The organism is Glycomyces sp. NPDC050141 (genome assembly GCF_055586545.1).
On sequence record NZ_JBVJHZ010000045.1, the window covers coordinates 1 to 14,085 of the forward strand.

Annotated in this window: 11 protein-coding genes; 3 read left to right on the forward strand and 8 right to left on the reverse strand. The window is 70.1% G+C overall.

Annotation, left to right across the window (positions count from 1 at the left end; translation table 11 throughout):
- Nucleotides 1-115: 115 nt before the first annotated feature.
- The 4 genes from ACZ60M_RS21780 to ACZ60M_RS21795 are packed head-to-tail and all read right to left on the reverse strand — an operon-like array spanning nucleotide 116 to nucleotide 5,261.
- Entirely contained in the window at nucleotides 116-835 is a 720-nt protein-coding gene (locus ACZ60M_RS21780; protein ID WP_465420763.1) for a cupin domain-containing protein, read from the reverse strand.
- Between the two features lie 2 nt (nucleotides 836-837).
- Nucleotides 838-1,749 carry a DUF6807 domain-containing protein gene (locus tag ACZ60M_RS21785; RefSeq protein WP_465420764.1) on the reverse strand — a complete coding sequence of 304 codons (912 nt, stop codon included), beginning with the start codon at nucleotides 1,747-1,749 and terminating at the stop codon, nucleotides 838-840.
- A gap of 25 nt (nucleotides 1,750-1,774) precedes the next feature.
- The gene (locus ACZ60M_RS21790; protein WP_465420766.1) at nucleotides 1,775-2,872 is read right to left on the reverse strand and encodes a Gfo/Idh/MocA family protein; all 1,098 of its coding nucleotides are present in this window, start codon (nucleotides 2,870-2,872) and stop codon (nucleotides 1,775-1,777) included.
- 55 nt (nucleotides 2,873-2,927) lie between these two features.
- Nucleotides 2,928-5,261 carry a beta-glucosidase gene (locus tag ACZ60M_RS21795; RefSeq protein ID WP_465420768.1) on the reverse strand — a complete coding sequence of 778 codons (2,334 nt, stop codon included), beginning with the start codon at nucleotides 5,259-5,261 and terminating at the stop codon, nucleotides 2,928-2,930.
- Between the two features lie 267 nt (nucleotides 5,262-5,528).
- Between ACZ60M_RS21795 and ACZ60M_RS21800 the strand changes: the two genes are divergently transcribed.
- Nucleotides 5,529-6,548, forward strand: a complete 1,020-nt coding sequence (locus ACZ60M_RS21800; RefSeq protein ID WP_465420769.1) for a LacI family DNA-binding transcriptional regulator — start codon at nucleotides 5,529-5,531, stop codon at nucleotides 6,546-6,548.
- On the opposite strand, the gene ACZ60M_RS21805 is transcribed toward ACZ60M_RS21800, so the two are convergent.
- Nucleotides 6,545-7,804: an ABC transporter substrate-binding protein gene (locus ACZ60M_RS21805; RefSeq protein WP_465420770.1), complete on the reverse strand. Its 1,260-nt coding sequence runs from the start codon at nucleotides 7,802-7,804 to the stop codon at nucleotides 6,545-6,547. The two genes, ACZ60M_RS21800 and ACZ60M_RS21805, sit on opposite strands and share 4 nt — an antisense overlap.
- 139 nt (nucleotides 7,805-7,943) lie before the next feature.
- On the reverse strand, nucleotides 7,944-9,026 hold the full coding sequence (gene bioB / locus ACZ60M_RS21810; RefSeq protein ID WP_465420772.1) for a biotin synthase BioB: 1,083 nt from the start codon (nucleotides 9,024-9,026) through the stop codon (nucleotides 7,944-7,946).
- A 224-nt stretch (nucleotides 9,027-9,250) separates the two neighbouring features.
- Here bioB and ACZ60M_RS21815 point away from each other — a divergent pair, with 224 nt between their 5' ends.
- The gene (locus tag ACZ60M_RS21815) at nucleotides 9,251-10,180 is read left to right on the forward strand and encodes a C40 family peptidase (RefSeq protein WP_465420774.1); all 930 of its coding nucleotides are present in this window, start codon (nucleotides 9,251-9,253) and stop codon (nucleotides 10,178-10,180) included.
- A gap of 61 nt (nucleotides 10,181-10,241) precedes the next feature.
- Here the strand turns inward: ACZ60M_RS21815 and ACZ60M_RS21820 are convergent, their stop codons facing one another.
- Entirely contained in the window at nucleotides 10,242-11,309 is a 1,068-nt protein-coding gene (locus ACZ60M_RS21820) for a TerC/Alx family metal homeostasis membrane protein (RefSeq protein WP_465420775.1), read from the reverse strand.
- Nucleotides 11,310-11,577: 268 nt separating this feature from the next.
- Here ACZ60M_RS21820 and ACZ60M_RS21825 point away from each other — a divergent pair, with 268 nt between their 5' ends.
- Nucleotides 11,578-11,868 (forward strand): antibiotic biosynthesis monooxygenase family protein, encoded by a 291-nt coding sequence (locus ACZ60M_RS21825; protein WP_465420777.1) that lies wholly within the window; start codon nucleotides 11,578-11,580, stop codon nucleotides 11,866-11,868.
- A gap of 153 nt (nucleotides 11,869-12,021) precedes the next feature.
- Here ACZ60M_RS21825 and uvrB read toward each other — a convergent pair whose 3' ends face one another.
- Entirely contained in the window at nucleotides 12,022-14,079 is a 2,058-nt protein-coding gene (uvrB, locus tag ACZ60M_RS21830; protein ID WP_465420778.1) for an excinuclease ABC subunit UvrB, read from the reverse strand.
- Nucleotides 14,080-14,085: the final 6 nt, after the last annotated feature.

Sequence of the window (14,085 nt, forward strand, 5' to 3'; positions counted from 1 at the left end):
CCCCCCCCCCCCCCCCCCCCCCCCCCCCCCCCCCCCCCCCCCCCCCCCCCCCCCCCCCCCCCCCCCCCCCCCCCCCCCCCCCCCCGCTGCCGTGCTCGTGTCAGAGGCGCACCGGTCAGGGACGCAGGTCCCAGGTCTCCAGGCGGCCGCACATGCCCCATTTGGCGGCGGGGTCCCCGGCGTCGGCGACGTGGGCGTCGCACAGGTGGGCCGGGTCGGCCTTCGCGAGGGCGTCCAGGTGGGCGCCGGTGGCGTCGGCCTGGGCCTTGGGCCCTGCGGCCCAGAGTTTCCGCCAGGTCTCGGTGCGGGACGAGACGAGCTTGGCCGCCTGGTCCCACAGGGGCTGCATGGCCGCCGGGCCTTCGGTCTCGACGCCTTCGCGCAGGGCGAGGTAGCCGTCGATGGCGAGGTCCCGGCGGGCCCTGGTGGCTTCGCCGCGTTCGTCCTCGGTGAGTCCCTGGGCGGCCGGTGCCGTCGCGGCGGCGAGGTACGCCTCCGGGTCGGCGAGGACCGCTTCGGGGAAGGTGAACACGGCGTCCCCGGCCTCGGGGATGCCGGCGTTCTGCATGACCACCACGAGCTGGAGGTCGCCCGAGCCGTTGACGAGGCGGTGCACGGTGCCCGGGGTGAACCACAGGACGGTCCCCCGCTTGAGGTCGCGGCGCTCGTAGCCGTTCCCCGAGAGGGTCTCGACCGCTCCGGTGCCGCTGACCACGACATAGCCTTCGGTGGAGGCGGTGTGCAGGTGCGGGCTGCCGCCCGCCTGACCGTCCACGGTGGGCCAGTCGTAGACCGTGACGAGGGAGACGGCGGTGCCGCCGGGGAAGCCGCTCATCGCTACCCCAGCCGGGCCAGTTCGGCGGCGGCCAGGTCGGCGGTCTTGGCGGCGCCGTCGGTGCCGGTGTCGCCGTTGCAGATCGCGACGGCGTGGCGCAGGGTGACGGTGTCGCCGGGCGCCATCGGCAGCTCGGTGTCGAAGAACGGCGCGGGGCAGACCGCGGCGAACGGGGTCGTGCGGACGAACCACTTGACCGGCGCGGTCGGGTTCTCGGCGTGGTCGGTGAAGACCAGCGTCGAGACCGCGTCGACCGAGTCGTGCTTGCCGCGGAAGGCGAGCCAGTCGCCGCGCACGCCCATGAGCTCGTCGCCGCCCTCGGCCTCGGGCGTGTAGACGTGGCCCTCGGTGAAGGAGCGCGGCCCGCGCCAGAAGAACCCGCCGTAGCCGGCGTTCTCGCGGCCCTCGGTGGTGGGGCTGCCCATGACGACCGTGTCCTCGGTGTCGTTGGTGAACGCGGTCGTGAAGGACAGCACCCACTTGTCGTCCGAGAGGACGGTGACGGCGAAGTTGCGCACTTCGGAGAAGAAGTGGCGGCCGTCCTGGGTGGTCCAGTCGAGGCGCTCGGCGACCTTCACGCCGTTCTCGTCGGCCGTGACCTCGGTGAACTCCTGGTGGACCATGGAGCCGTCGTTCTTCTCGTCCACGTAGCCCTTGCCGCGGCGGAAGGTGGCCCCGCCCCAGAAGTTCTCGGGCCCGGCGTTCGGGATCGAGAGGGCGATGCCCTTGTGCCACACGTGGTCGTGCGGGCGGTAGAGGCTCACCTGGTTGCCCGCGAGGTCGCGCAGCGGCTCGAAGTAGGGCCGCGGGGACTCGAACTGGGCGTTGTCGGGACGGTACACGTACCGCAGGATCTCCAGGTCGCCCTTGGTGATCGAGAGGGCGGTGCCGTCGTCGGCGAGTTGCAGCGTCATCGGTGTTCTCTCCAGTTCTCTGCGGTCACTTGCGGTCCGGCCACGGGGCGCCCGTGCCGTCCATGCGCTGGTAGAAGGGCGAGGTCGGGTCGATCTCCCCGGCGCGGACGCGCTTGCCGGTGAACGCGGAGGCGTAGATCGCGGCGAGGAGTTCCAGGGTGCGGCGGGAGTCCTCGATGGTGACCGGCGGGGCGGTCTTGCCGTCGAGGGCGTCGGCGATGCGCAGGAACTGGGCGTAGTGGCCGGAGGACTTGCCGCGCGGCTCGCCCGCCCAGGCGAGGTTCACTTCCTCGGCGGCGGATTCGATCGGGTGGACCGACCAGTTGTCGTCGCCGTACCCGTAGAGGTGGTCGAGTTCGACGGTGGCGTTGTCGAAGTCGAGCCGGATCTGCGAGACCTCGCGCGGGGAGAGCAGCGAGTTCGTGATGACCACGGACGCACCGGATTCGAGGGTGACGATCGCGTGCGAGACGTCCTCGGTGTTGGTGATGCGGCGGTGGCGGTGCGCGGTGGCGACGACCTCGGCCCAGGGCCCGACGAGGGACAGGAGCGTGTCGATCTGGTGGATACCGTGGCCCATGGTGGGGCCGCCGCCCTCGGTCTCCCAGCGCCCGCGCCACTCGACCGCGAAGTACTCCTCGGGGCGGTACCAGAGGGTGTCGCACTTGGCGACGGCGAGGCGCCCGAGGACGCCGGAGGCGGTCATGTCGCGCACGCGTTCGGCCGCGGAGCCGAAGCGGTGCTGGGAGATGAGCGCGAAGTCGGCGGTGGAGGCGGACGCGGCGGCCGCGATCCGGTCGAACTCCTCCAGGCTCAGCGCCGGGGGCTTCTCGCAGATGACGCCGACGCCGGCTTCGAGGGCGGCGATGGCGCCGGGCGCGTGGGCCACGGGCGGGGTGCAGAGGTCGACCAGGTCGAGGGTCTCGGCGGCGAGCAGCTCTTCGATCGAGGCATAGCCGCTTTCGACGTCGAACTTGGTCTTGAACGCTTCGAGGCGGTCGGCGTCGGGGTCGACGGCCGCGACCAGTTCGATGCGGCCCTTGCAGTGTTCGCGCAGCTGCTCGGCGTGCAGATGGGCGATGCCGCCGGTGCCGACCACGGCGAGGCGGTAGGGGGAGGACACAGTGGACTCCTTCGTCACAACGGTTGTGTAAGCGTTTTCCAGCGTCTTGTCGATACTAGCCGACGACGGTCTTCGAGGTGACCTGGGTCGCCAAAGCGCGGGTGCCCGGCTCCAGGCGGCGGCTGCCGGTCACCTCCACGTTCAGGGAGGCCATGGTGTCCGCGGCCGAGCGGGCCAGGCGCAGTTCGAGCGCCCCGGCCTCGACGGTCCACTCGCCGTCCACGCCCACGAACGCGGCGAGGTCGACGGGCATGGCGAAGCGGGCCTCGCGGGTCTCACCGGGGGCCAGGTCGAGCCGCGCGAAGCCCACGAGGCGCTGCACGGGCCGGACCGCGGAGGCGACCGGGTCGTGGAGGTACAGCTGCACGACCTCGGTGCCGTGGCGCTCGCCGGTGTTGCGCACGCGCACCGCCACTTCCACGGTGCCTTCGGGGCCGACCTCGGCGCCGGACACGAGTTCCGCCGCGTCCCAGGCGAACTCGGTGTAGGACCGGCCGTAGCCGAAGACGTAGCGGGCCGTCGGGTCCACCGACGAGACCGAGGAACGGCGCGCAAGTTCAGGCGCGAGGTAGGTCGCGGGCGGCGAGTCGGGGCGGGCCGGGACGCCGACCGGGAGGCGGCCTTCCGGTTCGGCCGCGCCGGTGAGCACCGCGCTGATCGCGCTCGCGCCCTCCTGGCCGGGCAGGAACGCCTGCACGATCGCGGCGGCCCGCTCGGGGGCCGTGCCGAGCGCGTACGGGCGCCCGGAGATCACGACGACCACCGTGGGCGTGCCCGAGTCGAGGACCGCTTCGAGCAGCTCGGCCTGGCGGCCCGGCAGCGCGTGCGAGGGCGCGTCGCAGCCTTCGCCGGAGGTGCCCCGGCCGAAGAGACCGGAGCGGTCGCCGACGGCGACGATCGCGAGGTCGGCCGCGGCGGCGGCGTTCGCGGCGGCGCTGATCTCGGTGTCGGTGGCGTCCAGGACCGAGCCCGCGGCGAGGTGCTCGACGACCGCGCCCGGCAGGTCGGCGGCGAGCCGGTCCAGGACCGTGGCGATCGCGACGCCCATGTCCACGTGCGGGTACGGGTCGTCCGAGTCGATCGACGCGGCGTCGTTGCGGCCGTGGTGGTTCGGGAAGGCGTAGCAGCCGAGCATGACGGCCTTGTCGTCCGCGACGGGCCCGACGAGCGCGATGCGGCCGAGGTCGGCCTTGAGCGGCAGCGTGCCGTCGTTCTCCAGGAGCACGATCGACTTGCGGGCGACCTCGGCGGCCAGCGCGCGGGCGCTCGGCGGGTCGAGGTCGATCACGGCGGCGGGCTCGGGGAGCTCGTCGAGCAGGCCGAGGTGGATCTTCTGGGTGAGGACGCGTTCGACGGCGCGGTCGACGACGCCCTCGTCGAGGCGGCCGGAGGCGACGGCGGCCTGCAGGGGCCCGCCGTAGCAGTCGACGCCGGGGAGTTCGACGTCGACGCCGCCCGCGAGGCCGAGGACGGCCGCCTCGGTCTTGTCGGCGGCGACGCTGTGGAGGGAGTTGAGGAAGTTGACGCCGAAGTAGTCGGAGACGACGGTGCCGTCGAAGCCCCATTCGTCGCGCAGGATCGTCTGCAGGAGTTCGGGGTTGGCGTGGGAGGCGATGCCGTCGTTGGCGGCGTAGGAGGGCATCACGGACCCGGCGCGGCCGATGCGCACGGCCATCTCGAAGGGGGTCAGGTAGGTCTCGGCGAACTGCCGCGGGCCCATGTAGACCGGCCCGAAGTTGCGGGCGGCGTGGGAGGCGGAGTACCCGGCGAAGTGCTTGAGGGTGGCGATGATGCCGGAGTCCTGGAGGCCGGAGACGTACGCGGTCGCGAGTGTGCCGGTGAGGTAGGGGTCCTCGCCCATGGTCTCCTCGGTGCGGCCCCAGCGGGAGTCGGCGACGACGTCGAGGACGGGGGCGAGGCCCTGGTGGACGCCGACGCTGCGCATCGTGACGCCGATCTGCTGGGCCATCGCGCCGATGAGCTCGGGGTCGAAGGTCGCGCCCCAGGCGAGGGCGGTCGGGAAGATGGTGGCGCCGTGGGCCATGAACCCGGTGAGGCATTCCTCGTGGGCGAGGGCGGCGATGCCGAAGCGGCTGTTGGCGCGGACGCGGCGCTGGAAGGCGGCGAGGTTGGCGGCGCCTTCGGCGGCGGGGACGGGGGCCGAGCCGAAGGGGCGCGTGATCTGGCCCAGTCCGTGGGCGGTGGGGTCGCCCTCCTCGCCCGCGCCGTTGCCGCCTGCCTGCTCGCTCTGGTGCGGGGCCATGTCGCCGGCGTCCGCGTCGACGCCGAGCCAGAGGCTGTACAGCTGCGCGCATTTCTCCTCAAGCGTCATGCGCTTGACCAGACCGGCGGCCCGTTCGGTCGCGTCGGCGGGGGTGTCGGTGTCCATGCTGCTCCACTCAAGCGGCCCGGAACGCTGGAACTGCTGGTTCCGGGCCGATAGTTTCTGAAACTTTTCTGATCGTTTTCGATACAGGTTTGCACACCATAACATTGATGACGGGGTACTTCCAGGCTTGATTTCATCGTGGGATGCGTTTGCCCAGGCCGGTTGATCGAGCGAAGTTCTCGAAAGTTTCGGGTGGAATCCGGGAGCCCAGAGGCGCCGCTATAAGATGTCGGCACTACGGTTGGGCAGGAACGACCAGGAGGACCCTTGAGCGAAGACGAACACGGCCGCGTCACCATCCGCGCCATCGCGGACGAAGCCGGCGTCAGCGTGCCGACGGTCTCGCGCGTCATCAACGGCCGCTCGGACGTCGCCCCCGAGACGCGCAAGCGCGTCGAGGAGCTGCTGAACGAGCGCGGCTACCAGCGGCGCCGCTCCACGCGCGCGCCCAGCCGCGCGCGCCTGGTCGACCTGGTCTTCAACGAGTTGGACAGCCCCTGGGCCGTGGAGATCATCCGCGGCGTCGAGGACGCGGCCCACGCCGCCGGGGTCGGCACCGTGGTCTCGGCGGTCCACCGCCGCCGCGCCTCGACCGAGCAGTGGCTGGACAACCTCCGCACCCGCGCCTCCGACGGCGTCATCCTGGTGGTCTCGCAGCTCGCGTCCCCGATCCTGGAGCAGCTGCGGCACCTGGGCGTCCCGATGGTCGTGCTCGATCCTTCAGGCGGCCCGACGATGGACGCCCCGGCGATCGGCGCCACGAACTGGGCGGGCGGCCTGGCCGCGACCGAGCACCTGATCTCCTTGGGCCACACGCGTATCGGCTTCATCCACGGACCCAAGCAGGTCCTGTGCTCGCGGGCGCGCTTCGACGGCTACCGGGCGGCGCTGGACGCGGCGGGCATCGCGTACGACCCGACCCTGATCTACGACGGCGACTTCTACCACCAGTCCGGCTTCGACGCCGCGACCGCGCTGATGCGCCTGCCCGAGCCGCCGACCGCGATCTTCGCGTCCTCCGACCAGATGGCCTTCGGCGCGTACGAGGCGATCCGCCAGGCCGGCCTGCGCATCCCCGAGCACGTCAGCGTCATCGGCTTCGACGACCTGCCGGAGTCGCGCTGGTGCAGCCCGCCGCTGACCACGATCCGCCAGCCCCTCGCCGAGATGGGCGCCCTCGCCGCCCGCACGGTCCTGGAGATGGCCGCGGGCAACGACATCGACTCCCCGCGCCTCGAACTCGCCACCGAGCTCGTGGTGCGCGAGTCGACTGCGCGCCTGGCCTAGCTCTGCGGGATGCCGAGGTGCTCCAGCGGCACCGGTGCGGCGTCGACCTCGGTCACCTCGGCCACGTCCACGCGGTAGGTGGTGCCCTCGTAGCTCTGGACGCCGTCGCTGATCGTGGCGATGCCGACGGTCTGGTACCCGGCGTGGTTGGACTCGCTGTAGCTCAGCGGCACGATGCCGTTGCCCTGCAGCTCCCCTGACTCGACCGCCGCGATGAGCGACTCGCGGGTCGGCTCGTCCCCGGCGGCGGCCAGGGCCTCCGCGAACAGGTACCCGACGCTCATGCCGAACACCGTGTTCGCGGTGAACGGCGCGCCGTCGTTGTACTCGTCGTTGATCTCCCTGAACAGCGCGTTCCAGTCGCTGTCGGCGTTGAACGGCAGGTAGTTGACGCTCACCATGCCCTCGAGGAGGTGGGGGCCCGCGTCGCCGAGGTACTGCAGGAGCGTCGGGTAGTCCGCGCCCGAAGAGGAGACGTACCACTGCGGCGACCAGTCGAGCTGCGCGGCCGTAGCCATCGCCATCGCGGTGAACCCGTTGATGGTGCCGAGGATGTTCACCTCGCACCCGGCGGCCATGAGCGCGCCGATCTGGGTGTTCAGGTCCTCGTCGGAGGATGCGTAGGTCTGGACCTCGGTGATCTCATTGCTCGATACGACGATCTCGACGCCTTCGAGGATGCCCTCGCCGTAGTCGTCGTCCTGGCCGAGGACGCACACGGTGGCGCCCGGCTCCCGGTCGACGGCGTACCGGGCCAGCGCGGCGCCCTCGGTCACGTACTCGGCGTTGTAGCCGAAGGTGTTGGGGTAGATGTCCGGCTGGTTCCACACGCGCGAGCCCGAGGAGATGAACAGGTCGGGCACGCCCTCGTCGTCGACGTAGTCCAGGACCGAGGAGTGCGTGGGGGTGCCGAGGCCGTTGACGATCGCGAGCACGTCGTCCCGCTCGACGAGCTCGGTCACGGCCGTCTGGGTGGCGACCGGGTCGTAAGCGTCGTCCTTGACCAGGTACTCGATCGTGCGGCCGTTGATGCCGCCGTTCGCGTTCACGTACGCGAAGTACGCCTGGGTGGCCGCCGAGACGGCCGCGTACCCGGCCGCGGCGGGCCCGGTCAGCGGCTGGTGCGTGCCGATCGTCACCGTCGTGTCGGTGACGCCGGGCGTGGGCGCCGCCTCCGGTTCACTGCACGCCACGAGGGCGAGCGATGCCGCCGCGGCCAGTGCCGCAAACGCCGACGTTGTTGCGGGGGAACGCATTCCGATCACCTCGAGGTGTATTCGCTACCGATGAGTCACTTACTCACGAGTAAGTAAAGGTCAGAGCGAAATCGTATGCGCTTTTGTCGATTTTTGGGGTCCGGCGTTCGGCCGGATATCAGATCGGCCGTTCGGCGCCCTACGCGTTCGGCGCCACGTCCGTGCCCGCGCCCCGCTTCCGCGGCTTCACCGCTTCACGGACCGCTTCAGGGGCATTGTCGAGGAAGGCACTGTCCAGACCGAGCGGCACCAGCCCCGCGTCCGCGATGAGCGCGAGGTCGTCCTTCGCGGCCTGCCCCTCGCTGGTCAGGTAGTCCCCCAAGAAGATCGAGTTGACGACCTGCAGCGCCACGCCCTGCATGTGCCGCAGGTGCACCTCGCGCCCGGCCGCCAGGCGGACCTCCGCGGCCGGGTTCGCCAGGCGCACCATCGCCAGGATGCGCAGGCACCGGCGCGGGTCCAGCTCCCACGTGTCCTCCAGCGGCGTCCCGTCGAACGGCAGCAGGAAGTTCACCGGGATCGAGTCCACGTCGAGACCCCTGAGCCCCAAGGCGACCGAGACCAGGTCCGCGTCCGACTCCCCCATGCCCGCGATCAGTCCCGAGCACGGCGACAGGCCCGCGCCGTGCGCCGCGTTCACCGTGTCCACGCGGTCGTTGAACGTGTGCGTCGAGCAGATCTCGGCGTACGAGTCCTCAGAGGTGTTCAGGTTGTGGTTGTACGCGTCGGCCCCGAGGTCGGCCAGGCGCTCGGCCTGCCCGCCCTTGAGCAGCCCCAGGCACGCGCACACCTCGACGCCCGGCGCCGCGTTCTTCACCGCCGCGATCGTCTTGCCCACCCGCTCGACGTCCATATCGGTCGGACCGCGCCCGCTCGCCACCAGGCACACCCGCGACGCCCCGCCCGCCACACCGGCGGCGGCCTGCTCGGCCGCCTGCTCCGGGCTCAGCCACGTGTACTTCAGCACGTCGGCCTTCGAGCCGAGCCGCTGCGAGCAGTAGTTGCAGTCCTCCGGGCACAGCCCGCTCTTGAGGTTCACCAGGTAGTTCAGCTTCACGGTGTTCCCGAAGTGGCGGAAGCGAAGCCGCGCGGCGGCGGCGACCACGTCCATGAGCTCGGCGTCCGCGCTGGCAAGCACCGCTTCGAGATCGGCGGCGGCCGGGACCTCCCCCGCGTCGGCGGCGGCGGACAGGCGGCTGAGGGCTTCGTGCACTGCGGTCATGGCAAAAATCTTGCCACAGCACGGTCACAGGGATATTTCGCATGGTTCACGGCCAATGCGCGGAATAGGCCTCCGACATCACACTCAGACCGCAGCGTCGTGATCTGGATACACTTGCTACAGTGGGTGGTCGGTGCTGCGACGAACGCGGCGGGCTGGTGGAGGTCCCCCCTGCTCGCGTTTCATACGACGAAACCGCTCGAGCCATCCGGAGAGAACCAACCGTGCCGATCGCACCTGGACAACCGGCGTTGATCAACGTCGCCGTCGCGACCCTCTGGGCCCAGCCCTCGGCCCCCGGACCGGAGGACCGCCTCGCACTCGGCGTGCCGTCCGCCATCCGCGAATGGGTCGCCCGGCTCACCAACGACATCCGCGCCAACGGCCTCAAAGGACGCGTGCGCTCCCAGTGCCTCCTCGGCACCCGCGTCGAGGTCCGCCAGGTCGCCGACGGCTGGGCGGAGGTCGCCTGCGAGCAGCAGCACACCTCCGGCTGGGTCCCGCTCGACCAGATCGTGTACCCCGCCGAGGGCGACACCGACGGCGTCGAGCACTTCGTGAGCGCCACCGCGACCGCCGTGCGGGACGAGCCGGGCGGCGACGTCGCCATCCCCGGCGTCACGCTCGGCACGCGCCTGCGGGTCGTCGGCGCCGCCTACCGCGGCTGGGTCCCCGTGGGCCTGCCCGGGCCGCGGCAGCCCGGCTGGGTGCCCCAGCGGGACCTCGCCAGCGAGCCGGTCAGCGACACGCCCGCCACGGGCCTCATCGCGGCCGGGCTCGACGCGGTCAAGCTCGCCCAGCAGCTCCTGGAGATCCCGTACCTGCACGGCGGCGTCAGCGCCTACGGCATCGACGCGCCGGGCCTGATCTGGATCGTCTACCGCCAGCTGGGCATCGACGTGCCGCGCTTCAACGACGCGCTCATCGAGTCCGGCGCGGCCGTCGAGTTCGAGGACCTGCACCCCGGCGACCTCGTGTTCATCGAGCACGGCGGCGACCCGAAGACCCCGGCGATCATGGCCGAGCGCGGCCAGTCGGACCTGCCCGAGGTCATCTTCTCGTCCTCGGTGTACGGCAAGGTCGTCATCGAATCGCTGAAGGACTCCGAGCTGGCCGGCATCACCGCGTGCCGCCGCCTGCCCGTGCAGCCGTAGGAAACAAGCGGAACGGCCCGCCTCCCCATCGCGGGGAGGCGGGCCGTTCCGCTTGCTGTGCCTACTTCTCGGCGACGGCCACGGCGGCGGCGCCGCTGCCGGCGTCCATCGAGGCCTCGGACTCCGCGAAGAGCTCCTTGAAGGACTTGCCCTGGCGGCGCAGGAGAATCCAGTTGGCGAACACGACCGTGGCCAGCACGCCCGCGATGATGCCGAGCGAGAGCGAGGTCGGGATGTGCGGCATCCACTCGATGTGGTGGCCGCCGTTGATGAACGGCAGCTGGTTCTCGGCCAGGCCGTTCATGACGAGCTTGACGCCGATCCAGCCGAGGATCGCGGCCAGGCCCAGGTGCAGGTACTTGAGCGACTTCAGCATCGCGGCCAGCAGGAAGTACAGCTGGCGCAGGCCCATGAGCGCGAAGATCGTGGCCGTGAAGACCAGGTACGGCTCCTGGGTGAGGCCGAAGATCGCCGGGATCGAGTCGAGCGCGAACAGGATGTCCGTGGAGCCGATCGCGATCATCGACAGCAGCAGCGGGGTCACGAACTTGACGCCGTCGATGCGGGCGAACAGCTTGCTGCCGTGGTAGTCGGCGCTGACGCGCAGCTTCGACTCGGCGAACTTCATGAAGCGCGACTTCTCGTAGTGCTCCTCCTCGCCGTCGTGCTCCTCGGAGTTCTCCCGCAGCTGCCCGATCGCGGTCCAGATGAGGATCGCGCCGAAGATGAGGAAGACCCAGCTGAACTTGGCGATGAGCACCGAGCCGACCGCGATGAACCCGCCGCGGAGGACGATCGAGAGGACGATGCCGACGAGCAGCACGCGCGACTGGAGCGCCGCCGGGACCCGGAAGCCCTGGATGATGAGCAGGAAGACGAACAGGTTGTCGACCGAGAGCGCCAGCTCGGTCAGGTAGCCGGCGAAGAACTCCCCGCCGTACTGCGCGCCCTGGGTGGCCAGCATGATGAGGCCGAAGACCAGCGCCGCACCGATGTAAACGCCCGCCCAGGTCGCGGATTCCTTTGTCGAGAGTTTGTGGGGGTTGCGGACGGCCATCGCCAGGTCGAGTACGACCACGGACGCCAGCACCACCATCGTGAGAGCCCATGCCCACGCGGGGAGGTCCAATGTGTTGCCTTCCTTGCCTTTGGAGGGTCACATGGTCTCTCCCGATCCTCGCGGACCAGCGCCACCGGGGACCGATCGCGGTCCCGTGCATTGACGACGACGCTAACAGCGCTGGGCGCTGCGGGATACTCCCCACATACCTGATTCTGAACAGACGGGACCATTCTGCCTGCCGAAAGCCGACTTGTCACCAGTCAGATTTGTGACTTCACTCTCGACACTACAGCGGGTGGTGCCAGTGTGGCGGAAGCTGTGGGAGGCTCCGTGCATGGTTCTCGAAGTCGCTGAAATCAAGATCACCCCCGGGCAGGAAGACGCTTTCAAGCAGGCGTACCGCGAGGCCCGCGAATTCGTCAAGGTCTCCCCCGGCCTGCGCTCGATGCGCATGACCCAGGGCGTCGAGACCCCGACCCGCTTCGTGCTCCTCATCGAGTGGGACTCCGTCGAGGCGCACGAGCAGGGCTTCCGCGAAACCGAGCGGTTCGCGAAGTGGCGCGCGGCGATCAGCCCGTACTTCTCCCAGCCCCCGCTGGTCGAGCACTTCGAGGACGTCGACTGACGGTCCGGGCCACCCGGGCCGTCTGAGTGGAAATCTGGCAAGGATCGTGAGGAAGCTAGTACGTAAAGCGGAGCGCAGCGGAGCAGTACTTGCGACGAAGGATCCGCAGTCCAGATTTTCTCTCAGGCGGCCCACCCGGGCCACAGCGGACCTCTAGCTCGCCTCGTCGATCTGGCGGAGTTCGCGCTTGAGGTCGGTGATCTCGTCGCGGTAGGCGGCGGCCAGCTCGAACCTGAGTTCCCTTGCGGCCGCGAGCATCTGGTCGTTGCGCTCTTCGAGCTGCTGCAGGATCTCGGAGCGGACCTTCCCGGCGCCCTGCTCGCGCTGCTTCTTCGGGAGGGTCGCCCACGGGTCCTCCTCGACCATCTTCGCGGTCTCGGCGGCCGAGTCGTACAGGTCCTCCATGATGTCGCCGATGCGCTTGCGCAGCGGCTGCGGGTCGATCCCGTGCTCCTTGTTGTAGGCGACCTGCTTCTCGCGGCGCCGGTCGGTCTCGTCGAGCGCGGTCTTCATCGAGTCGGTGAGCTTGTCCGCGTACATGATCACGGTGCCCGAGACGTTGCGGGCCGCGCGGCCGATCGTCTGGATCAGCGAGGTCCCCGAACGCAGGAACCCCTCCTTGTCCGCGTCGAGGATCGCCACGAGCGAGACCTCGGGCAGGTCGAGGCCCTCGCGGAGGAGGTTGATGCCGACGAGCACGTCGTAGTCGCCGCGCCGCAGCTCCCCCAGGAGCTCGACCCGGCGCAGGGTCTCGACCTCGGAGTGCAGGTACCGCACCCGGATCCCGTTGTCCATGAAGTAGTCCGTGAGGTCCTCGGCCATCTTCTTGGTCAGCGTGGTGACCAGGACGCGCTCGTTTTTCTTGGCGCGCTCGTTGATCTCGAACATGAGGTCGTCGATCTGGCCCTTGGTGGGGCGGACCTCCACGTGCGGGTCGACCAGGCCGGTGGGGCGGATGACCTGCTCCACGAACTGGCCCTTGGTCTGCTCCAGCTCCCACTTGCCCGGGGTCGCCGAGAGGTAGACGCTCTGGCCCACGCGCTCGCGGAACTCGTCGAAGCGCAGCGGCCGGTTGTCCAGCGCGCTGGGCAGGCGGAAGCCGAAGTCCACGAGGTTGCGCTTGCGCGAGGCGTCGCCCTCGTGCATCGCGCCGATCTGGGGGATGGTCTGGTGCGACTCGTCGACGATGGTGACGAAATCGGACGGGAAGTAGTCGAGCAGGGTGTGCGGCGGGGTGCCCGCCGCGCGGCCGTCGATGTGCCGCGAGTAGTTCTCGATGCCGTTGCAGGTGCCGATCTGCTTCATGTTCTCCAGGTCGAACACGGTGCGCATCCGCAGCCGCTGCGCCTCCAGGAGCTTGCCCTGGGACTCCAGCTCGGTGAGGCGCTCCTCGAGCTCGACCTCGATGTCGCGGATCGCGCGGGCCATCCGCTCGTTGCCGGTGGCGTAGTGCGAGCCGGGGAAGATGAGCACCCGGTCGACCTCGCGGATGACGTCGCCGGTGATCGGGTGGAGGTAGTAGAGCCGGTCGATCTCGTCGCCGAACATCTCGATGCGGATCGCCAGCTCCTCGTAGGCCGGGATGATCTCGATCGTATCGCCGCGCACCCGGAAGGTGCCGCGGGTGAACGCGATGTCGTTGCGGCCGTATTGGACGTCGACGAGCCGCCGCAGCAGCTTGTCGCGGTCCCACTCCTGGCCCACGGCCACCTCGGTGGCCTGCTCCAGGTACTCGGCGGGGGTGGCGAGGCCGTAGATCGCGGAGACGGTGGCCACCACGACCACGTCGCGGCGGGTCAGCAGCGAGTACGTGGCGCGGTGGCGCAGCCGCTCGACCTCCTCGTTGATCGAGGCGTCCTTCTCGATGTAGGTGTCGGACTGCGCGACGTAGGCCTCGGGCTGGTAGTAGTCGTAGTAGGAGACGTAGTACTCGACGGCGTTGTTCGGCAGCAGCTCGCGCAGCTCCTTCGCCAGCTGCGCGGCGAGGGTCTTGTTGTGGACCATCACCAGGGCCGGGCGCTGGAGCTGCTCGATGAGCCACGCGGACGTGGCCGATTTGCCGGTGCCGGTCGCGCCGAGCAGGACCACGTCCCGCTCGCCCCGCTCGACGCGCTCGGTCAGCTGCCTGATCGCGGTCGGCTGGTCCCCCGACGGCTCCCAGTCGGATACCACCTCGAAGCGCCCCTCGGCGCGCGGAATATCGAATGCCACGGCCCA